The 20700-nt window shown below is 67.2% G+C and carries 18 protein-coding genes; 6 read left to right on the top strand and 12 right to left on the bottom strand.

Going from position 1 to position 20700, the window contains the following annotated elements:
* Positions 1-8: 8 nt before the first annotated feature.
* Positions 9-344 (bottom strand): EF-hand domain-containing protein, encoded by a 336-nt coding sequence (locus tag ACEF39_RS00280; RefSeq protein ID WP_500286542.1) that lies wholly within the window; start codon positions 342-344, stop codon positions 9-11.
* Positions 341-1543, bottom strand: a complete 1203-nt coding sequence (locus ACEF39_RS00275) for a DesA family fatty acid desaturase (RefSeq protein WP_500286541.1) — start codon at positions 1541-1543, stop codon at positions 341-343. Before ACEF39_RS00275 ends, ACEF39_RS00280 begins: the two co-directional genes overlap by 4 nt.
* Before the next feature lie 215 nt (positions 1544-1758).
* Here ACEF39_RS00275 and ACEF39_RS00270 point away from each other — a divergent pair, with 215 nt between their 5' ends.
* Complete coding sequence (locus tag ACEF39_RS00270) at positions 1759-2517, top strand: ABC transporter ATP-binding protein (protein WP_500288065.1); 759 nt, start codon at positions 1759-1761, stop codon at positions 2515-2517.
* Positions 2518-2563: 46 nt separating this feature from the next.
* Here the strand turns inward: ACEF39_RS00270 and ACEF39_RS00265 are convergent, their stop codons facing one another.
* Both ACEF39_RS00265 and ACEF39_RS00260 read right to left on the bottom strand, forming a co-directional pair.
* Complete coding sequence (locus tag ACEF39_RS00265; RefSeq protein WP_500286540.1) at positions 2564-3763, bottom strand: DUF4785 domain-containing protein; 1200 nt, start codon at positions 3761-3763, stop codon at positions 2564-2566.
* Between the two features lie 11 nt (positions 3764-3774).
* Complete coding sequence (locus ACEF39_RS00260) at positions 3775-4653, bottom strand: hypothetical protein (protein ID WP_500286539.1); 879 nt, start codon at positions 4651-4653, stop codon at positions 3775-3777.
* 233 nt (positions 4654-4886) lie between these two features.
* Here ACEF39_RS00260 and ACEF39_RS00255 point away from each other — a divergent pair, with 233 nt between their 5' ends.
* Positions 4887-5726: an acid phosphatase gene (locus ACEF39_RS00255; protein WP_500286538.1), complete on the top strand. Its 840-nt coding sequence runs from the start codon at positions 4887-4889 to the stop codon at positions 5724-5726.
* A gap of 113 nt (positions 5727-5839) precedes the next feature.
* Here ACEF39_RS00255 and ACEF39_RS00250 read toward each other — a convergent pair whose 3' ends face one another.
* Complete coding sequence (locus ACEF39_RS00250) at positions 5840-8110, bottom strand: TonB-dependent receptor (protein ID WP_500286537.1); 2271 nt, start codon at positions 8108-8110, stop codon at positions 5840-5842.
* 159 nt (positions 8111-8269) lie between these two features.
* Between ACEF39_RS00250 and ACEF39_RS00245 the strand changes: the two genes are divergently transcribed.
* On the top strand, positions 8270-9274 hold the full coding sequence (locus ACEF39_RS00245) for a TIGR00266 family protein (RefSeq protein WP_500286536.1): 1005 nt from the start codon (positions 8270-8272) through the stop codon (positions 9272-9274).
* 198 nt (positions 9275-9472) lie between these two features.
* Positions 9473-10465, top strand: a complete 993-nt coding sequence (locus ACEF39_RS00240; RefSeq protein ID WP_500286535.1) for a patatin-like phospholipase family protein — start codon at positions 9473-9475, stop codon at positions 10463-10465.
* A 27-nt stretch (positions 10466-10492) separates the two neighbouring features.
* Here the strand turns inward: ACEF39_RS00240 and ACEF39_RS00235 are convergent, their stop codons facing one another.
* Together ACEF39_RS00235 and ACEF39_RS00230 are read right to left on the bottom strand one after the other, a co-directional pair.
* Positions 10493-12496, bottom strand: coding sequence for a hypothetical protein (locus ACEF39_RS00235; protein ID WP_500286534.1), 2004 nt, complete (start codon positions 12494-12496; stop codon positions 10493-10495).
* A 104-nt stretch (positions 12497-12600) separates the two neighbouring features.
* A complete protein-coding gene (locus ACEF39_RS00230; RefSeq protein WP_025875473.1) occupies positions 12601-13083 on the bottom strand; it encodes an Lrp/AsnC family transcriptional regulator in 483 nt (160 codons plus the stop codon).
* A gap of 125 nt (positions 13084-13208) precedes the next feature.
* On the opposite strand from ACEF39_RS00230, the gene phhA reads away from it, so the two are divergent.
* Complete coding sequence (gene phhA / locus ACEF39_RS00225) at positions 13209-14102, top strand: phenylalanine 4-monooxygenase (RefSeq protein WP_500286533.1); 894 nt, start codon at positions 13209-13211, stop codon at positions 14100-14102.
* Positions 14103-14193: 91 nt separating this feature from the next.
* Positions 14194-14850, top strand: a complete 657-nt coding sequence (locus ACEF39_RS00220; protein ID WP_500286532.1) for a DMP19 family protein — start codon at positions 14194-14196, stop codon at positions 14848-14850.
* 45 nt (positions 14851-14895) lie between these two features.
* Here ACEF39_RS00220 and ACEF39_RS00215 read toward each other — a convergent pair whose 3' ends face one another.
* From ACEF39_RS00215 to ACEF39_RS00195, 5 genes are all read right to left on the bottom strand, one after another.
* Positions 14896-15993, bottom strand: a complete 1098-nt coding sequence (locus tag ACEF39_RS00215; RefSeq protein WP_500286531.1) for a GDSL-type esterase/lipase family protein — start codon at positions 15991-15993, stop codon at positions 14896-14898.
* Between the two features lie 101 nt (positions 15994-16094).
* Positions 16095-16850 (bottom strand): 2-dehydro-3-deoxy-D-gluconate 5-dehydrogenase KduD, encoded by a 756-nt coding sequence (kduD, locus tag ACEF39_RS00210; RefSeq protein ID WP_500286530.1) that lies wholly within the window; start codon positions 16848-16850, stop codon positions 16095-16097.
* Positions 16851-16930: 80 nt separating this feature from the next.
* A complete protein-coding gene (gene kduI / locus ACEF39_RS00205) occupies positions 16931-17779 on the bottom strand; it encodes a 5-dehydro-4-deoxy-D-glucuronate isomerase (protein ID WP_089241851.1) in 849 nt (282 codons plus the stop codon).
* Positions 17780-18024: 245 nt separating this feature from the next.
* Positions 18025-19083 carry a LacI family DNA-binding transcriptional regulator gene (locus ACEF39_RS00200; protein WP_500286529.1) on the bottom strand — a complete coding sequence of 353 codons (1059 nt, stop codon included), beginning with the start codon at positions 19081-19083 and terminating at the stop codon, positions 18025-18027.
* A gap of 38 nt (positions 19084-19121) precedes the next feature.
* Positions 19122-20663, bottom strand: a complete 1542-nt coding sequence (locus ACEF39_RS00195; RefSeq protein WP_500288064.1) for a family 43 glycosylhydrolase — start codon at positions 20661-20663, stop codon at positions 19122-19124.
* Positions 20664-20700 lie beyond the last annotated feature (37 nt).

The raw sequence follows: 20700 nt of genomic DNA, 5'->3' as shown, positions 1-20700 counted from the left end.
ATGCCCGCTCAGCGTGGCGGTGCAGCCAGTTCCCGCGCATCCAGGAACCCATCACCGTTGGCGTCCTGCTTGTGGAAGCGCTGCACGATGGTCTGCCGCTGCTGTTCGCGGGTAATGGCCCTGCCCTTGCCGCCGGGCAGCTCATCGGCGGTCAGCACGCCATCGCCGTTGCGATCCATGCGATCGAAGGCGTACAGCATCCACTGCAGGTACTCGGCTTCACTGACCTTGCCATCGCCGTCGCTGTCCATGCGCTGCAGGTAGCTGGCGGTGTCGCTGACCTGGGCCTGCGCGGCAGGCGCCCACACGGCGACCAGCAACAACACCGTCAGCGCAGCCCTCATCCGCCCACCAGGGTGTAACCCTTCAGTCGCGCGGCATAGGCCTGCAGCGCGGCAATGCCGCTTTCCTCGGCCTCGCGGCACCAGGCCTGCAGTTGACGCAGGCGCTCGGCGGCATCGTGGCCACGCGCTTCCAGCAGCGTTGCCAGGCGCGCGCGATATTCCACCAGGGTACGGATGCGCGGGCGCTGGGCGACCCATTCGCTGAGCTGCGCGCGGCTGTCCGGCTTCAACCAGCGGCCGTCGTTGACCAGGCCACGACGCAGCCTGCGCGGCAGCAACCGGCGCAGCTTGGCACCGGCGTGTCGTGCTTCCTCGCGCAATGCCGGCATGAACACGTTGCGCTGGTAGTCGGTCATCGCCTGGAAGCGATGCGACAACAGGGCTTTCAGGGTGTCAGCGTCGGGCACGGCGATGTTCGGGCGTACGTCCATGGCCGGCGCCACCCGCAGTACCTTGGCCAGGCGCACTGCCTGCAACAGGCGGATCGCGCTCCAGCCGATGTCGAACTCCCAGCGCCGCATCGCAAAGCGCGCCGAGCTGGGGAACGCATGGTGGTTGTTGTGCAGTTCTTCGCCACCAATCCAGAACGCCCATGGGGTGAGGTTGGTGGAGGTGTCGGCCGATTCGTAGTTGCGGTAGCCCCACCAGTGGCCCAGGCCATTGACCACGCCGGCGGCCCAGAACGGAATCCACGCCATCTGGATCGCCCACAGGGCGATGCCCGGCAGGCCGAACAGCACCGTGTTGATCGCAAACAGCAGCACCGGGCCGAAGGTGGCATAGGGGGTGTACAGGCGGCGCTCGATCGCGTCGTCCGGCGTGCCGCGACCATACTGTTCGATGTCTTCACGCATGCCGCGTGCTTCGCGGTACAGCTCCACGCCGCGCCAGAACACCTGGCCGATGCCACGGGTGACCGGGCTGTGCGGGTCGTCCTCGGTTTCCACCTTGGCGTGGTGCTTGCGATGGATCGCCACCCACTCCTTGGTGATCATCGAGGTGGTCAGCCAGGTCCAGAAGCGGAAGAAGTGCGCGACCATCGGGTGGAAGTCCACGCCGCGGTGCGCCTGGCTGCGGTGCAGGTAGAGGGTGACCGAGAAGATCGTGAGCTGGGTGAAGACCAGCAGCACCAGGGCCAGCTGCCACCAGCCCAGGCCCAGCACGCCACCGGTCAGCAGGGACATCAGGGCATCAGACATGGCGGCTCTCCAGAGCGACACAGGTATGGAAGACATCATGGGCGCTTGCGTTGCAAACTGCACCTTGCACCGCTGGATTGGCAGCGCCATTCCGTGGCTTCGTTCACAGTTGGGGACCCGTGTTGTCGAGCCTTGATCCGCGCATCCGCGCCGTAGACCCTGCCCCATCCGCCGGGGACCTGCCGCCCTTGATCGAACTGGACCGCGCCAGCGTGATGCGCGGCCAGGTGAAGGTCCTGCACGGGCTGAGCCTGCGCATCGCGCAGGGCCAGCACACCGCCCTGCTCGGCCCCAATGGCTGTGGCAAGTCCACCTTCATCAAACTGATCACCCGCGAGCTGTATCCGCTGGCGCAGGCCGACGGCACGGTGGCGGTGAAGGTGCTGGGGCAGAACCGCTGGCAGGTCGACCGGCTGCGTTCGCAGCTGGGCATCGTCACCGGCGACCTCAGCAGCAACCTGGCCGACATGCCGGGGCTGACGGTGGAGCAGGCGGTGCTGTCGGGGTTCTTCGCCAGCTACATGGTGCCGGCCTTCCGCGAGGTCACCGCCGACATGCGCGTGCGGGTGGGCGAGACCCTGGCGATGACCGGTGCGTCGGGCCTGCGTGAGCGTGCCTACGCCGAACTGTCGGCCGGCGAGACCCGCCGCGTGCTGATCGCCCGCGCGCTGGTCAACCGGCCACAGGCGCTGCTGCTGGATGAACCCTCCACCGGCCTGGACCTGGTGGCCCGCCAGCAGTTGATCGCCACAATGCGCGTGCTTGCGCAGCAGGGCATCACTCTGGTGCTGGTCACCCACCACATCGAAGAAGTGATTCCCGAGATCGAGCGGGTGGTGCTGCTGCGCGACGGTCGCGTACTGGCCGATGGTGCGCGCGCCGAGCTGCTGTGCGACGAACCGCTGTCGGCCGTGTTCGGCGGCGCGATCACGGTGGTGGAACAGGAAGGGCGGCTGACCGCGTACGCGGGGTGAAAGCCCATCTGTGGCGGGCCGGACGTCCGGCCCGCCACGCCTTGCTTCAGAACCGCAACGCCAGCGCGCGCAACTCGATCGGGGCCATCCGGCTCTGGTCCTGCAGCTGCAGGTCGCGCAGTTCATAGGGCGCACCGAAGCCGGCAGGCAACGCGGCCTGGTCGAAGGGCAGCACCAGCACACCGCGACCCGGGCCATCGAACCACGCTGCAGCATGGGCCTGCGCCACCGGCTGCAACTGGCCGTTGGCCGCGGTGGCATACAGGGTGCCGCGCGCCTCGTAACGGCCGGCGGCGGCCACCTGCAGCGGCAGGCTTACCTGGCGGCTGGCCGGATCAGGCATGGCCTGGCCAACGAAGCGGGCGGTCGGCCTGGCCACCGCGAAGGCGACCTTGCCATCGCGCAGCACGCCATCGGCCTGGGCGAACACCTGCAGTTCCCACAGGCCCTGTGCGTTGCTGGCCTCGGTCGGAATCCTTACCTGTGCACGCAGGCTGCCATCGGTGGTACGCAGCAGCCGCTGCGGCCAACTGCGGCCATCGGGTGCGACCAGCAGCGCTTCACCGCCGAGGCTGCCACGCCGCGCGCGCAACGACGCCGCGCTGGCACCGTCTTCCAGCAGACGCGCCTGCAGCTGCACGTTGCCACCGGCCAGCACCTGCGCCTGGCTGGCCTGCACTTCCAGCCGCAGCGGGCTGTTGGGCTCCAGCACCTGCACCACATAGCGGCCCTGCGCCTGCGCACTCTGCAGGCGGTAGGCGCCAGCTGCGCTGGTGGTACCGGTGCGCAGCATGCTGCTGCCATCGCCGACCGGCATGCCCGCATCCTGCAGCTGGCGTGCATCGACACTGCGCGCAACGCTGCTGCGCCCCGCCGGATCACGTACCTGCAGCGAGCTGGCCGGCAGCGCCCGCGCGCCCGGCGCCGGGCTGAGCTGGATCACCGCATCCGGTGCGCTCAGTGGCAGTTCCAGGCCGCGCTGCAGCTCGGCACCATCGACCTGCTGCCAGTAGCTGCGGCTGATGGCGGCCTGGGGACCGGGGGCCTGCAGTGATTGCGCCGGGTCCAGTGCCCAGGCGAAGGCCAGCGGCGCGTGCTCGCTTTCATCGGCCGGCAGCGGCGCGGCAACCAGTCCGGCAGGAATCTGGTCGCCAGCGGCCACGCGCATCGGCTGCGCGGCCTGCGCCGATGCGGTGGAAAGGACCGCCAGCACGGCGGCAGCCAGCAGGGTGGAATGGATCGTCATGGTCATCTCCCTCACTGGGTCAGGTCGTTGCGCAGGATGGTGCCGAGGCCGAAGCACTCCCGTCGGCTCTGGTTGTGGCTGAGCGGCTCGGCGCCCTGGGTGCGCGCTTTGTCGGTGAACCACGGGGTGCCGGCTGCCTTCTGGCTGCTGCATTCCAGGAAACCGTCCGAGCATGACGACAGCCAGTTCTGGGTGAACTCCAGGCCGACATTGGCGGCATAGCCACCGCAGTAGCTGTTGCTGTCCCACACCGCCGATTCGACGTCGCTGCCGACCACCGCGCGGAACGGCTTGGGCAGGGCCGGGCGGCCGGCGGTGCCGTACAGGTTCTGCGCGTTGTAGGTGGCCATGTGTCCCACCTGCTGCATGCGCACGGCATCGCTCTTGTAGCCCAGCAGCCAACCCAGCGAGGTTTCGAAGGTATTGCCGTTGAGCACGGCGTCGGCCAGCGGCGTACCTGCCGACGAGGGCGCCAGCGCAGTGACCTTGCGCACCCGGTTGATGATCTTCGGGTAGCGGCTGTCGTACGTTGGGTTGGACAGGATCCAGCGCATCACGTTGCCGCCGTTGGAGTGGGTGACCACCACCAGCTGGGTGATGCCACGGCTGTCGATGAAGCCGGTGAGCTGGTTGGCCAGGCAGCCGGCCGCTTCCGGCTTCCACATGTACTGGGTGAAGTCGCAGTTGATGACCACGTAATTGCTGCTGTTCGGCAGGCCTTGGCGGACGGTGTCGATGATCGCCGGCTGCCAGTAGTCCTGCGTGGCATTGGTCTGCGCGCCGGTGCCATGCACGAAGGCCACGCCGTAGACATCGGCAGCCTGCGCCGGGGCGGTCGCCAGCCCCAGGACCAGGGCCAGGACGGTACTTCCTGTTGCGGTGCTGCGCATCGCTTCTCTCCCTTTCAGCGGATCCCCCCGGCCCGGCTGTGACCTGATGCTCATGGCGGCAGCGCGTGAAAGTCCGTGCGCTGCGCCCGGATTCGGCAGATTGCCGACACTTGATGACTGTTTTCATCGCCCAGCGGCTGACCATGCCGGGTCTGGCCGTATGACCGATGGACGCTGCGGCCGGCAATCGAGGCTGCGATCATGGCCGGCGAGTTCCCAGCCCGAGTCTGCCCATGTCGTCGATCCTCCCCCCTGCCCGTCCGTTGCTCGGCCTGGCCATCGCGCTGTCGCTGGCCGGTTGTGCCGCCACCGCCAGCAAGCCGACCGCGGTCGAAGCCAACATCACCACCAAGGCCGTGGGCTACCTGGACAAGACCGCAGTGCCGGCCAGCATCGATCTGGTACCGGCACCACCGGCCGCCGGCTCGGCCGCCTTCGCGCTGGATGAGCAGGTCAGCCGCGAGGCACGTGCGCTGCGCGGCAGCCCGCGTTTCGCCCAGGCAAGTGTCGATGCCGAACTGGGCTTCCCGGAAGGCGCCAACCACTTTTCCTGCGCCGCCGACATCGACGTCGATGCAGTGAAGACCCCGGCCCTGTACCGCCTGCTGGAGCGCAGCCGCATCGATGCCAGTGCGGCTACCAAGGCTGCCAAGAACACGTACAAGCGCCCGCGTCCGTTCATGGTCAACGGCGAGCCGACCTGCTCGCCGAAGGATGAGGAGGGGCTGCGCAGCAACGGTTCCTATCCGTCCGGCCACACCTCGATCGGCTGGGCATGGGCATTGATCCTGTCGGAGATCGCACCGGACCGCGCCGATGCCATTCAGGCACGCGGCCGCAACTACGGCGAGAGCCGCCTGGTGTGCAACGTGCACTGGCAGAGCGACATCCTCGAAGGCCGTTTCATGGGCGCCGCCGCCGTAGCCCGCCTGCATGACAGCGCGGCGTTCAACAGCGATCTGCTTGCCGCGCGCAGGGAAATCGCTGCCGCGCGCAAGGCCGGCCTGCATTCCAGCCGCGACTGCGCCACCGAGAACGCGGTACTGAAGGTGCGCCCGCAGAGCGCGCTGTAAGCGCGCACCGGATTGAACGTTGCCGGCCAGCGGCCGGCACTACCGCTTGCGGTGAAAACAGAAGGGCCGGCATTGCGCCGGCCCTTCTTCATTGCATCACTGCTGCAACCGCATCAGAACTTCGCGGTGAACTCCACGCCCCAGGTCCGCGGCTCGTTGAGGAAGCCGGTCAGGTTGTTGAAGTCGATCGCGCCGACCACGCGGGTCTGGTTGGTCAGGTTGCGGCCGAACACGGCCACGTCGTACTGGCCGTAATCCCAGTTGTAGCCCAGGCGCAGGCCACCTTCCAGCGAGCTGCGGCCACGGAACTCCGGCGACTCGTAGATGAAGAAGTTGACCGCGCTGCGGTAGGCCCAGTCGGTGTAGGCATACAGCTCGCTGCCATCACTGAGCGGGAAGCCCACGCGCAGGGTGGCGTTGTGGATCCACTTCGGTGCCTGCGGCAGCGGATTACCGTTGACCAGCGCGTAGGTGCCGCCATTGATGACCGTGGTCGGGTCGGTGATGGTGCAGCCGCCGCCACAGATCGCCACCGCCAGGTTCTTGTCCTTGATCTCGGTGTCGTTGTAGCTGCTGCCGAAGGTCAGCAGGACGTTGTCGGCCAGGTAGGCCTCCAGGTCCAGCTCCACGCCCTGGCCGATGGTCTTGTCGGCGTTGAGCAGGGTGGCGGTGTTGTTGCCGCCGCCGACGGCGATCAGCTGCTGGCCGTCCACATCGTAGCGGAACACGCTGAAGCCCAGGCGTGCGCGACGGTCGAACAGGTCGGCCTTGATGCCGGCCTCGTAGGAGATCACCTTCTCCGAATCGGCCTGCGACAGGCCCGGCGCGAAGGCCAGGCGGCCCTGGATCGACGGCGCACGGAAACCCTTGGCCACGCGGGCGTAAGCGTTGACGTTGTCGGTCAGCTTGTACACGCCGCTGACATCCCAGCTGACGTCGTTGACGTCGGTGTTGGCCAGGTACGGGCCGCTGACCGGCGTACCGCCCGGGGTCTGCTGCAGTACGCTGGCGCTGAAGTCCTTCTTGTCCTGGGTGTAGCGCACGCCGGCACGCAGCTTGAAGCGGTCGGTGACGTCGAAGTCACCCGAGGCGAACACCGCCCACGCCTTGTTGCGCTGCTGCTGCACCACGTGGCCGGTCTGCGGGTTGCCCGGGGTCAGCGAGTCGTAGTTGAAATTGTTGATGGTGACGTCTTCATCGAAATAGAAGACGCCGGCCTGCCAGTCGAAGCGGCCCCATTCGTTGGATTCCACGCGGAATTCCTGGGTCCACTGGCGGTGGTGCGGCAGGCCGTCGGCCGACTCGGACGGGAACGGGATCAGGCCCGGGCCGGAGTTGCCTGCACCCAGGAACGCAGCGCCGTAGCCGCCGTCAATGTCGCCGCGGTTGAGCGATTCGGCGGTCTCGTAACCGGTGATCGAATGCAGGGTCACCGAACCGAGGTTCCACTGCAGGCGCGCGCTGCCGCCCCAGGTTTCCAGGTCGGAGAAGTTGACGCCGTCATTGGCGACCTTGTCGCGGTCGAAGTTCTCGACCAGCGCGTTGCCGCCCTTCTCGATGATGTTGGCGCGGAACAGGCGGGCGGTGCCGTTGAGCTTGCGCTTGTGCAGGTTGAACAGCGCTTCGAAATCATCGCCTTCGTACAGGAACTGCACGCGGCCGGCGGCTTCGTCATAGCCTTCGAAGCCGCTGTTGGGCGCACCGGCATGGGTGTTGTCGACCCAGTCGTCACGACGCTGGTAGATGGCCGACACGCGTGCGGACCAGCGGTCGGTCAGCGGGCCGCCGTAGGCGCCCTGCACGTTCCAGCTGTTGTACCTGCCATAGCCCACGCGAACGTAGCCATCGGCATCCTGTGACGGACGCGCCGAATCGAACTTGACCACGCCGGCCGGGGTGTTGCGCCCGAACAGAGTGCCCTGCGGACCACGCAGCACTTCCACACCGGCCAGGTCGAACAGCGGGAAGCCCTTCAGCAGCGGGCTTTCCTGCACCACATCGTCGTACACCAGCGAGACCGGCTGCGATGCGTTGAGGTCGAAATCGGTGTTGCCCAGGCCGCGGATGTAGAAGCGCGGGAAGGCACGGCCGTAGGAAGACTCGATGTTGAGGCTCGGCACGCGCGCAGCAAGGAAGCGGATGTCATCGCCCGCCGAACCGAGCACGTCGAGCTTTTCGCCCTGGATCGCGCTGATCGCAACCGGCACGTCCTTGGCGTTCTCGACGCGACGCTGTGCAGTCACCTGCAGCGCATCGAGGGCGACCGGATCCTTGGCGGCGGGGGTTTCCTGGGCGGCTGCTACCAGCGGCAGCAGGGCGGAAAGAGCGACAACGAGCGGGCGCGCGACCGGAGAGCGGCCACGGGAAGTACGGGTCGGAGACATGGCGGTAGGCTGTGTTTGGAGGGGTGGTAAAACGGCGCTACCAGATAATTGTTGCAATACAGCACCTCCCTCGCAAATGCCGATCGTTCATGGCCGCCTCGCGCACCGCCGGAAGCTGCCGCTAGACTCGAGGTTTTCCCCCGCAACGGACCTGCTGCGATGACCCAGTGGTACTTCCATGCTCCCGGCCAGGCCGACCGTGTCGGTCCGTTCGACGAGGAGGCTGCGCGCCGCTTCGCCCAGGCCAATCCACGCGCGCTGGCCTGGTGCCAGGGCATGACAGGGTGGACACCAGTGTCCGAAATCGTCGCCCTGCAGCAGGCCGGCACCGGCACGGCAGTTCCGCCGCCGATGCCCGCAGCCACCCCGGCAGTCGCAACAGCGTCAACCGGTGGCCGCGCCGACCGCATCGACTTCCGCATCGTCGGCCATGAAATGCAGTTCGTGGAAATCGAGCTGGATCCCGGCGAAGGTGCGGTGGCCGAGGCCGGCGCGCTGATGTTCAAGGACGCTTCGGTGCAGATGGATACCGTCTTCGGCGGCGGCGCACGCGGTGGCCAGGGCAGCGGTTTCATGGACAAGGTGATGGCCGCCGGCAAGCGCGTGCTGACCGGTGAGAGCCTGTTTGCCACCGTCTACACGCAGACCGGCCAGGGCCGCGGCAAGGTCGCTTTCGCCGCGCCCTATCCCGGTACTGTGCTGGCGATGAAGCTGGACCAGCACGGCGGGCGCCTGATCTGCCAGAAGGACAGCTTCCTGGCCGGCGCGCGCGGCGTGCAGATCGGCGTGCAGTTCCAGCGCAAGATCATGACCGGCCTGTTCGGTGGCGAGGGCTTCATCATGCAGAAGCTGGAGGGCGACGGCTGGGTGTTCATCCATGCCGGCGGCTGCGTGGTCGAGCGTGAGCTGGCTGCCGGCGAGCGCCTGGACGTCGATACCGGCTGCATCGTCGCCTACCACCCGAGCGTGGACATGGACGTGCGCCGGGTCAAAGGCATCCGAAGCGTGCTGTTCGGTGGCGAGGGCGTGTTCCTGGCCACCCTGACCGGGCCGGGCAAGGTCTGGCTGCAGTCGCTGCCGTTCTCGCGTCTGGCCGGCCGCATGTGGATGGCCGCGCCGCAGGGCGGCGGCAAGAGCCGCGGCGAGAGTTCGCTGCTGGGCTGAGTGGGCCGGCGGCTGGATGGCTGGTAGCGCCGGCCGCTGGCCGGCAGCTGCTGGGATGCCCAGGTTGCCGGCCAGCGGCCGGCACTACCAGGCGGCAGGTGATTTCATGAATGGGGAGCCGCCCCACCCTGCCCGGCCTGCCACGCCTTCGGTATGCTGGCGCCCTTTCCTGAACCCGGCGCCGCGAGCGCACTGCCGATGAGCCTGTTCCGCCCCCGTGTGCTGCTGTCCGTCGCCCTGTTCGGCCTGCTGGCCGGCTGCGGTGGTGAAGAGGTCCGCCCCACCCCGCCCGCACAGCCCACCCTGGTGCCGCAGGCCAAGCCGGTGAAGATCGGCATCGCGCTCGGCGGCGGCGCGGCCAAGGGCTTTGCGCATATCGGCGTGATCAAGATGCTCGAGGCCAACGGCTTCGAACCGGTGGTGGTGTCCGGCACCAGTGCCGGCAGCGTGGTCGGCGCGCTGTATGCCAGCGGCATGGACGCCTTCCAGATGCAGAGCAAGGCGGTGGCGCTGGATGAAGCCAGCATCCGCGACGTACGCCTGTTTTCCGGTGGCCTGGTGCAGGGCCAGAAGCTGCAGGACTACGTCAACGAACAGGTGGCCAACCGCCCGGCCGAGCGCCTGAAGAAGCCATTCGCTGCCGTCGCCACCCAGCTGGAAACCGGCGAGCGTTCGATTTTCGTGCGCGGCAACGTCGGCCAGGCGGTACGCGCTTCCAGCAGCATCCCCGGCGTGTTCGAGCCGGTGAAGATCGGTGGCCGCAACTACATCGACGGCGGCGTGGTCAGCCCGGTACCGGTGGATGCCGCACGACAGCTCGGTGCCGAGTTCGTGATCGCCGTGGACATCTCCAGCAAGGCCAGCGGCAAGGCGCCGACCGGCATGCTCGGCATCGTCAACCAGTCGATCTCGATCATGGGCCAGCGCCTGGGCGAGCAGGAACTGGCACGCGCGGACATCGTGATCCGGCCGAAGGTGCTGGACATCGGTGCGGCCGATTTCAGCCAGCGTGGCACGGCTATCCTGGAAGGCGAGAAGGCCGCGATGGCGGCGATGCCGCAGATCCGCGCCAAGATCCAGCAGCTGCAGAAGGCCCGTGCCGCGGCGTTGGCACCGGCACCGGTGGCGGCGCCCAAGTGCGACGAGCCTTCGCGCCTGGGCAAGCTGATGGGCCGCAAGGAAAAGTGCTGACGCGCGGCGCTTGAACGGCCGCCGCGTTCAGCGCCGCGGTGATGGGTAACCACTGGCCAGGCGTCGCTGCCGGCGCCGCTCATCCACCGCCCGGTCATGCCGCTGTGCGCTCAGCTGCAGCTGCTCCATCGCGTCCCCCGGCAGCCACAGCTGCTGCTGGGCACGGGTGATCGCCACATAGGCGGCGCGCACCGGGCTGTGCAGCGCCCGCGCATCATGACCGCTGTCGAAGCAGCACGGCGCCATGGACACGGTGGCGAACTGCAGGTTCTTGGCATGCTGGGCAAGGCACAGCACGATGCTGGCCCCGTCCGCATCGACCAGTTGCCCGAGCAGGCGCTGCAACGCTGCAGCATCGAAGCCACCGGCAAACAGCGCGGGAATGTCCGCCTGTCCACGCTTGGCGCAGACCTGCACGAAGCTTTCCCAGCGTTGTCCGGGGCCGCCCGCGGCGGCGCTGCGCCATGCGTCGATCGGGCCATCCACCTCTTTCAACAGCGCCTGCCGCGACGCCGGATGCAGATGCACGCGTGCGCTGCGGGCGACCAACTCGTTGGCTTCCAGCAGCATCCGCCACAGGCTGCCGTACACGCGTGCGCCGGTGCTGGGTACCACCGACCAGTCGTCATAGCGGCGCAGGCCGGTGGCGCGGTCGCTGGCCCCCATGAACGGTGCCGGCTCGCCGAGATCGTCCAGCGCCAGCGACTGGTTGACCAGCGCATCGACCTGGCGCCCCTGGCGCACCGACTGGTGCATCTCCAGCGTTTTCGCCGATGACCAGCGCTGTACGCGTCCGCTCAGCCGTTGATGCGGATCGCCCAGGCTGACCACGCCGGGCGCGTGGGTAGCCAGCAGCTGTTTCCATGCCGGGCTGAGATCGTGCGCCTCATCGACCAGCACCATGCCCAGCGACACCGGCAGCGGCACGCCACGCAGCGCCAGCCATTTGCCGATATGCCCGGCATCCAGCCGCAGGCAGCCGCCCTTCTGAACGACCGCATCGAACATGCAGCGCCAGACGAACTCCGCCGCCGCGATGAACGGCGTGGCTTCCAGCTGCGCTGCGGCCAGCGAGCGCTGGAAATGCCAAGCCTGCAGGTTCGGCGCTGACGATGCGCACCAGCGGTTGATGGCTTCCAGGGCGATCATCAGCACCTGGTCCGGCCGGCGCGTGCCGATGGCTGGCAAGCCGAGGCGGGCAGCCGCTTCGCGCAGGGTCAGCGTGCTCTGCCGGTAGGTCGGTACGAAGCCGCCGGTCAGGCCGTTGGCGGCAGCGTGGCGGGCGATCGCGTTGGCGAACTCGATCTGGGTCAGCAGGCGCGTGCCGGCGTCAGCCGGCAGCCGCGCGCGGAATGCCTCGACCTGGCCACGCGTGGGCGCCACGTAGGTGTAGCGGCCCGGGCGTGCCTGCAACAGTGCCAGCACCAGATGGCCCTTGCCGGTGCCGGCATAGGCCTGCAGGTCGATCAGCTCATCGGGATTGGCCGCGATCGCGCGCAGCACGCGTGCCTGTTCGGAGGTGAACAGGCCGTTGTGCTGCGTCGCGTGCGTCGTCTGTTCGTCATCGCCGGCGTCTTCGTCATCGCCTTCGGCGAGCGATGTCGCCGGGAAATGGATGGTGTGCTCTTCCAGGGTGATCCTGCAGGCCGCCTGGAAGTCTGCGCCGGGATATGCGTGCGGCGACACGGCCAGCACCGCCTCCATCACTTCGTCCGGTGCCAGCAGCACGTCCTGCGCGGCCAGCACGCCCAGCCAGGCCTCCAGCGCACGCGCGTCCTGTCCAGCAGCGGCCGCCAGCTGCGCCTGCGCAGCATGGCCATCATCCGCAGCGAACAACGCACAGGCATCGTGCAGCACGCGCTGCAGCTGGGCGGCCGGTTGCTTCTGCCGGCGACACAGCATGGCCACCAGCAGGCCGGCCTGCTCCAGCGGGGTGTCCGGCGCCGTGCCGTCGGTCAGGTGCCGCAGCAGGCTCTGCTCGCGCAGCGGAAGGAACACCAGGGAAGACGTCGAGGATGGGGTATCAGACATGCCGGAGCCAGAAGGAATCACTGCGCTGCCTGCATGTTGACGGCCGCCGCGGGGCACGATGCTCGGCCAGTGCACGCGCGCCGTCAAACATCACGGCGCCCCGCTCATTCAAGCTGCGACAACGGCAATGCCTGGAAACCCTTCACCGTGCGCAGCACGAAGCTGGAATTGGCGTCGGCCACGCCACCGGCGTTGAGCAGCCTGTCCAGCAGGAAACGCGAGAAGTGCTCCAGATCGCGCACATAGACATGCAGCAGGTAGTCCATGTCGCCGGTCAGGGCGTGGCAGGCCACCACTTCATCCCAGGCCTGCACGCTGTCGACGAAGTGCCCGATCGCGGCCTGGTCATGCTTTTCCAGCTGCACGCGCACGAAGGCCTGCAGCCCCAAGCCGAGCCGGCGCGGCTCCAGGCGCGCGCCATAGCCGACGATCACCCCTTCGCTTTCCAGCCGCTGCAAGCGACGCAGGCAGGCCGACGGCGACAGGTTCACCCGTGTCGCCAGCTCGGCGTTGGTGGCGCGACCATCACGCTGGATTTCGGCCAGCAGACGTATATCCGTGCGATCGAACTGGACTTCTCCGGCCATTGTTGCCCCGCAACATGGTGAGTACGCAATGATATTGCGCCAAGGCGGCTGATCCGCGCAACTTTTGCAACCCTGTTGCGCGCCCCCTGCCCTAGCATCAACGGTATCCCGTCAAGGAGTCTTCCATGGACCTCGCCCAGCCCCGCCGCGTCGAACACCAGCAGACCGACAAGGGCTACGTGCCGGTGTACACCACCGCGCTCGTCGAGCAGCCGTGGGACACCTATACCGCCGACGATCACGCTACCTGGAGCACGCTGTACCAGCGCCAGCGCGAGCTGCTGGTCGGCCGCGCCTGCCAGGAATTCCTGGATGCACAGGACGAAATGGGCATGAGCGCGCACATGATCCCGCGCTTCGACCAGCTCAACGAAGTGCTCGGTGCGGCCACCGGCTGGACACTGGTGGGCGTGGAAGGCCTGCTGCCGGAGCTGGATTTCTTCGATCACCTGGCCAACCGCCGTTTCCCGGTCACCTGGTGGATCCGCCGCCCCGACCAGATCGACTACATCGCCGAACCGGATCTGTTCCACGACCTGTTCGGCCACGTGCCGCTGCTGATGAACCCGGTGTTCGCCAACTACATGGAGGCGTACGGCCGTGGTGGCGTCAAAGCGCACGCGATCGGCCCCGAGGCGCTGCAGAACCTGACCCGCCTGTACTGGTACACGGTGGAGTTCGGCCTGATCGACACGCCCGAAGGCATGCGCATCTACGGTGCCGGCATCGTCTCGTCGAAGGGCGAATCGCTGTACTCGCTGGAGTCGGCGGCACCGAACCGCATCGGTTTCGACCTGCAGCGGATCATGCGCACGCGCTACCGCATCGACACTTTCCAGAAGACCTACTTCGTCATCGACAGCTTCGAACAGCTGATGCAGGCGACATCGCCGGACTTCACCCCGATCTACGCCGCACTGGCCGGCCAGGCGCACCTGCCGGCGGGCGATGTGCAGGGCGAGGACCGCGTGTTCCAGGCCGGTACGGGCGAAGGCTGGGCTGATGGTGGGGATGTGTGAGTAGGCAGCAGAGGTCCGGCTGAACTTCAAAAGCATCTGCAGCTTTTGAAGTTTAAGGGGCCTGGTTCAGGCCTCCGGTATCCTGCGGGCCATGACCGATGTGTTTACCGACCTGCGGGTTACCGACGTTGCCTTCAACGAAGACTTCGTCCTGTTGACCCTGGCCGATGGCCGCCACACCCGACAGCCATTGCGCTGGGCGCCTGCGTTGTTTGAAGCCACGGCCGAACAACGTGCGCAGTGGGTCACCACCGCCGACGGACTGGGCGTGAACTGGCCGGCGCTGCTGCCGGCGCAGGAGCGCGGCGTGGTCGATGTTCCGAACCAGGTGTGGGATGACCGCTATGAAGCCGCCCTCGCCCGCCTGCAATCGCATGCCTGGTCGCTCGATGCGCTGTCTGACGAAGACCAGCAGCTGGTCGCGCTGTGGCGCATGGAAGCAGACATCAACAACGGCGGCTTCATGCAGTTCCTGTGCAACTGGGGCGACCCCACCTGCCAGCTGGCGCTGCGCGCATTGCAGGCGATGGGCGCAAGACAGACGCACGCGATCCTGGCGGGCATGCGCGGGCTGCTGGATCGTCTGGAAGACGCCCCGGCGATCAGGGAACTGACCGACCTGTACGGCGCGATGAGCGAAGACGAGCAGCAGGCGCTGGAGGCGTTCGAAGACGAGTACTACGCCCGTCCGGAAGATCTTGCCCGGCTGGGTCTGCTGCATTTCGGCGCGGAACCGCTGCAGCCCTGACCTGTAGATTAGATCCGAGCCACGCTCGGCTGGCGTACCCGGCATTCAACGTGGGTAGACCAGCAGCACCACCAGATCCTCTTCGCCCACCTGTTGCAGCGCATGCGCGCTGCCCTTGCGCGTCAGCAGCGCATGACCGGCCCGCACATCATGCTGCTTTCCATCCAGCACATAGCTGCCCTGCCCGCTCACGATGTAATAGATCTCGTCCTTGTGCTGCGGATGCAGGCCGATGCCCGCGCCCTTGTGCAGCACACGCTTGCGCAGCACGAATGGCAGGCCCTGCGCATCGGCGAAGAACGGATACGCCGTGGTCGGCCCGGCGCCGCCGTGCGGGCCCGCTTGCGCGCGCGCCAGCGTGTCTTCGTGCACCACCTGCGAGCGTCGCGCAGGATCGCCGCCCTGCCCTGCATCCATCACATCGCAGTCGATGTCGCGTACCAGCGCCGGTTGCAGCGTCGGTAACACCTGCACCGCCTCGCGCAGCACCAGGCACGCCACCGCAGTGGCACCGGCCGCGCTGAAGTGCGTGCCATCGGCCTTGTTCTGCTCGGGCACGAACAGGAAGTACGGGCGTGCGCCCTGCTCGCCCAGCGCGCGGATCCATCGTGTGCTGCGGTCGTTGAGGTCGATCAGCGCAACGTGCTCGCGCGCGGCCAGCTGCTGCATGGCCAGCGTGTAACGCGCGTGCGTATCCAGCAGCGAACCGAAGTCGTACAGCAGCCGCGCCACCGGCGTGACCAGCACCGGTGTGGCGCCCTTGTCACGCGCCACCTGCACGTAACGCATCAGCAGCTGTGGATAGTCGCTTTCCGGATCGGTGTAGCGCGTGGGATCTTCAAACTTCGCGTCGTTGTGGCCGAACTGGATCAGCAGCACATCGCCACGGCCTAGTTCGGCGGCAATCGCATCCAGGCGCCCTTCGTCGATGAAGCTGCGCGTGCTGCGCCCGCCCTTTGCATGGTTGCGCACTTCGATGCGTGCCGGATCCAGGTAGCTCTGCAGCGCCTGGCCCCAGCCGGCCTGCGGCGCACGCTCGGGCCCGTATTCGGCCGCAGTGGAATCACCGGCGATGAACAGCCGTACCGGTGCCGCATGCGCGGCGGTGCACGACAGCAGCAACAGCAGCAACAGCTTCCGCATGGCCGGGCCCCGGTAGTGCCGGCCGCTGGCCGGCAACTTCATGAACAGTGGAAACATCGCCTGGATGCCGGCCAGCGGCCGGCACTACCCAAGACCGCGCTTTACCGCGCCAGCCAACCGCCATCGACCGGCAGCACTGCGCCGTTGATGTAGTCCGACGCCGACGAAGCCAGGAACACCGCCGCTCCCGCCAGATCTTCCGGGTTGCCCCAGCGGCCGGCCGGAATGCGCTCCAGAATCGCCTTGTTGCGGTCTGCATCGGCGCGCAGCGCGGCGGTGTTGTCGGTGGCCATGTAGCCCGGCGCGATCGCGTTGATGTTCACGCCCTTGCCGGCCCATTCGTTGGCCAGCAAGCGGGTGATGCCGGCGATACCGCTCTTGCTGGCGGTGTACGACGGCACGCGGACGCCGCCCTGGAACGACAGCATCGAGGCGATGTTGATGATCTTGCCGCTGCCCTGTTCGATGAAGTGGCGGCCGGCGGCCTGCGAGATGAAGAAGGCGGACTTGATGTTGACGTTCATCACGTCGTCCCAGTCCTGCTCGCTGAAGTCCACCGCATCGGCACGACGGATCAGGCCGGCGTTGTTGACCAGGATGTCCAGCCTGCCGAGGCCCTCGATGGTTTCGCGCACCACGCGCTCGACCGGCTCGATGCTGATCAGGTTGGCTTCGATGGCCAGGCAGCGGCGGCCCAGCGCGGAGATCTTCTCGATGGTTTCAGTGGGCGGGGCGATGCCGGCCACCGCGACATCGGCGCCGGCGGCAGCCAGTGCCACCGCGATACCCTGGCCCAGGCCGGTATTGCCACCGGTTACCAGAGCGACTTTTCCTTCCAGGCTGAAGGGATTGGTCATTGCGTATGCGTTCCTTGGTAGAGGCGTGCGTGATGCAGGCAAGCGACCACCGCACAGCGTGCGCGGTGGCCTGTCAGTGCTTACTTGAGCTGGCAGATGTCCAGCACGTGCATGTCGGTGTAATCCAGGTTCTCGCCACCCATCGCCCAGATGAAGGCGTAGTTGCTGGTACCGGCACCCATGTGGATCGACCACGGCGGCGATACCACCGCTTCGTTGTTCTGGATGACGATGTGGCGCTGTGCGTCCGGCTCGCCCATGAAGTGGTAGACGCGGTCGCTGTCGCCCAGGTCGAAGTAGAAGTAGACCTCGCTGCGGCGGTCGTGCAGGTGCGGCGGCATGGTGTTCCACACGCTGCCCGGCTTGAGCACGGTCAGGCCCAGCAGCAGCTGCGAGGACTGGCAGGTGGCCGGCACGATGTACTGGTAGATGGTGCGCTCGTTGCTGGTTTCCAGCGCGCCGCGATCGAGTGCAACCGCGTCCTTGATCGACAGCTGCTTGGTTTCAAAGCGCGCATGGGCCGGGGTCGAGGCCAGGTAGAACTGCGCCGGGTTGGCGGCATCCTGCGAAGCGAAGACGACGTCCTTGCTGCCCATCGCCACGTACAGGCCATCCTTCGGCCCCAGCGTGTACACGGTGCCATCGACGGTGACCGTACCGGTGCCGCTGCCGACGTTGATGATGCCCAGCTCGCGGCGCTCCAGGAACGGATGGCCGGCGGCCGAGGCCGGTTCGGTCTGCGCGGGCAGGGCCAGCGGGCCGTTGACCGGCGCGGCGCCACCCAGCACGAAGCGTTCGTAGTGGGTGTACTTCAGGGTCACCGCATCGGCGTTGAACAGGCCATCGAGCAGGTACAGCTCGCGCAGCTGATCGTTGCTGGCGCCCTTGATGGCATCGGGATGGGTGGCGTAATGGGTCTTGCAGTACATGGCTTCTCCAGAGCAGGGGGCGGGCCGATGGTTTGGCCCCGGCACGGTTCACGGTCGATTCTAGCTAGACAGGAAACCGGTGTCATTTTGCGCTGCACGATGGCGGTTGGACGGCATCGGCAGGGTGCGATCGATGGGGGAGGGGCGGGTGGAGTGTCACGACCAACGGTCGTGACCTACAGGACTGATTCCTTCTGGACGCGTCGCAAGCAAGCTGGCGACCTACAGGACTGATTCCTTTGGAATCAGTCCTCCGGCGGTTGGCAGGAATCGCGCACGATCAGGTGCGGACGCACGCTGGCGATCTGCAGCGCGGGCTGGCCTTCGGGCTGGATCAGCATGGCCGCAGCGGTGCGGCCGGTATCGCGGGTATGCCGGCGCACCGAGGTCAACGACGGCCACAGGCGCGAGGCCAGCGGGCTGTCGTCGTAGCCGATGATCGACAACTGGCGCGGTATGTTGATGCCGGCACGCAGCGCGACCTTGTAGACACCGGCCGCCATTTCGTCGTTGCCGGTGAAGATCGCGGTCGGCCGACGCTTGCCCAGCAGCAGTTTCTCGGCGGCGGCCACACCGGATTCGAAGGTGTAGCCGGCCTCGATGATGCGGTCCTTCGGCAGCTCGATGCCACGCTGCGACAGCGCCTCGATGAAGCCGGCGGTGCGTTCGTGCGCCGAGCGGTAGGCACTCGGGCCGGTCACCAGGGCGATATCGCGGTGGCCAAGCGAGAGCAGGTAGTCAGCGGCTTCAGCGGCACCATCGCGGTCGTGGGTGACCACCATCTGCGAGGTTTCATCCAGCGGCAGCGCAGCCACGCGGGTGAAGCGGCAGCCGATCTCGTCCAGCATGTCCGCCAGTGCCTGGTCTTCGGACGCACGCGGCACCAGGATCACCCCATGCAGCTTCTGCTGCTGGGCGAAGCGGCGCACGCCGTCGATGTAGCCCGGGCTGCGGCTGTCGCAGGGGTGCACCACCAGTTCGAAGCTGGAGCCACGCAGCGCATCCAGCGCGCCGTACTGCATGTCCACGATGTACTGCGCGGTGGGGTTGTCGTAGACCATGCCGATCAGGAACGAGCGGCGGAAGGCCAGGCCACGGGCCAGCGGGTCGGGGCTGTAACCGACCTCGCGCATCAACGCTTCCACCTTGTCGCGCGTGTCCTTGCGCACCAGCGGCGAGTTGTTGATGATCCTTGAAACCGTTTTCTTGGATACACCCGACAGTCGCGCGATGTCATTGATCGTGGCTGCCTTGCCCTTTGCCAATGCCGGCGTAGCGGCATCGTTCTTGTTGCGCACTGACATGTAGTGAACCCGATAAGCCTGGGGATTCCAGCGCGCGCTCAGTCCAGCGCGCGATAGCGGAAGCTGCGGAAGGTTACCGCACCGTTGCCGGCCGCATACAGCGCCGGTTTCAGTGCCAGGAACTTGCCGGCCACATTGTGATGGTAACCGGACACTTCCATCTGAACCGGATACTTCTGCCAGGTCTGGCCATCGGCACTGGAATGGATGGTGACGATGTGGCGGTTGTTGGTCACCCGCAGCCAGAGCCGGCCGCCCTTGGCACTGGCCGCCAGCCGGGTGGGGCGCTCCTCGCCGTAGCGGTGCATGACGAACTGCTCGCCGTTACTGCCCACGCCCACGTACAGGCGGTCGCTGTAGAACAGCAGCGCACCGCCGACCGCGCCGGGGGCGATCTCCATCTGCACCTCGAACTGGTAGGCCGGGTCGCCGGCGATGGTGGTCAGCGGCGAGGCATCGCGCGGCGTGCTGCCCTTGCCCTGCAGCACCAGCCCGTCGCCGCTGAAACGCAGGCGCCGGTATTCATCCACCGCCGGGTTGAAGAACGCCCACTGCGGGCCCAGCGTACGGCCGTTGAAATCATCGGACAGGGCCATCCCGTGCGGCGTCAGCGCGCTGCCCGATGGCTTGCGCAGCGGCTGCCCAAGATCACCGCCCTTGGCCACGAACCAGCCATCGGTGGTCCATTCGATCGGCTCCAGCAGCGCCTGCCGGCCCAGCGTCCAGAAGCCGTTTTCGTAGCCGTGGTACATCATCCACCAACGGCCGTCGGTGCCTTCGATCACCGTGGCGTGGCCGCGCGACCACCACGGTTCGGCGGCGGACTGCGTGCGCATGATCGGGTTGTTCGGCGCGTTCACCCACGGGCCGTGGATCGAGCGCGAGCGTGCGGTGATCACCATGTGCCCGGTCGGCGGGCCGGCGGTGCCGCCCACTGCGGTGGTCATGTAGTACCAACCATCGCGGAAGTGGATCTTCGGCCCTTCCTGGGCGTAGGCCTCTACGTCCCAGCTTTCCGGGTAGCGCCAGCCGTCGTACACATGCTTCGGCGTACCCGCCACGCTCAGGCCGTCATCGGCCAGCTGCACATAATCGCCACCACTGAGGAACAGGTAGCGCTTTCCGTCTTCACCCACCGCGTGGCCGGGATCGATGTAGCCGCCCAGGCCGATGTCGATCGGCGCGCTCCAGGGACCCTTGATGTCATCGGCCCAGACCACGAAGTTGCTGCGGCGCTCACCGGTGCGCGCCGGGAAGTAGATGAAGTAGCGGCCCTGGTGCTTGACGATGTCCGGCGCCCAGATCGCGCCCACGTTCTGCGTGATCGCATGGCCGAGCGGCTGCCAGTTCACCAGGTCGCGCGAGTGCCAGATCGGCAGGCCGGGGTAGGCATCGAACGAGGACAGGGTGAGGTAGTAGTCGTCGCCGTCCTTCAGCACCGACGGATCGGGCCTGTCACCGGCCAGCACCGGGTTGAGGAAGGTGCCATTGCCGAGGTCAGCCTGGCGCTGGTGCTCGATGCCGCGCTTCCACTGCGCAGGCACGGGATCGGCAGCCAGTGCGGGCAGCGCAGCCAGCATCAGGCCAAGCAGGGCAGTTGCAGCAGCGCGGCGCAGC

This window comes from Stenotrophomonas indicatrix (genome assembly GCA_041545745.1).
In the GTDB taxonomy this organism is placed as follows: Bacteria; Pseudomonadota; Gammaproteobacteria; order Xanthomonadales; family Xanthomonadaceae; genus Stenotrophomonas; species Stenotrophomonas indicatrix_A.
This window is presented reverse-complemented; position numbering and strand designations above follow the sequence as displayed.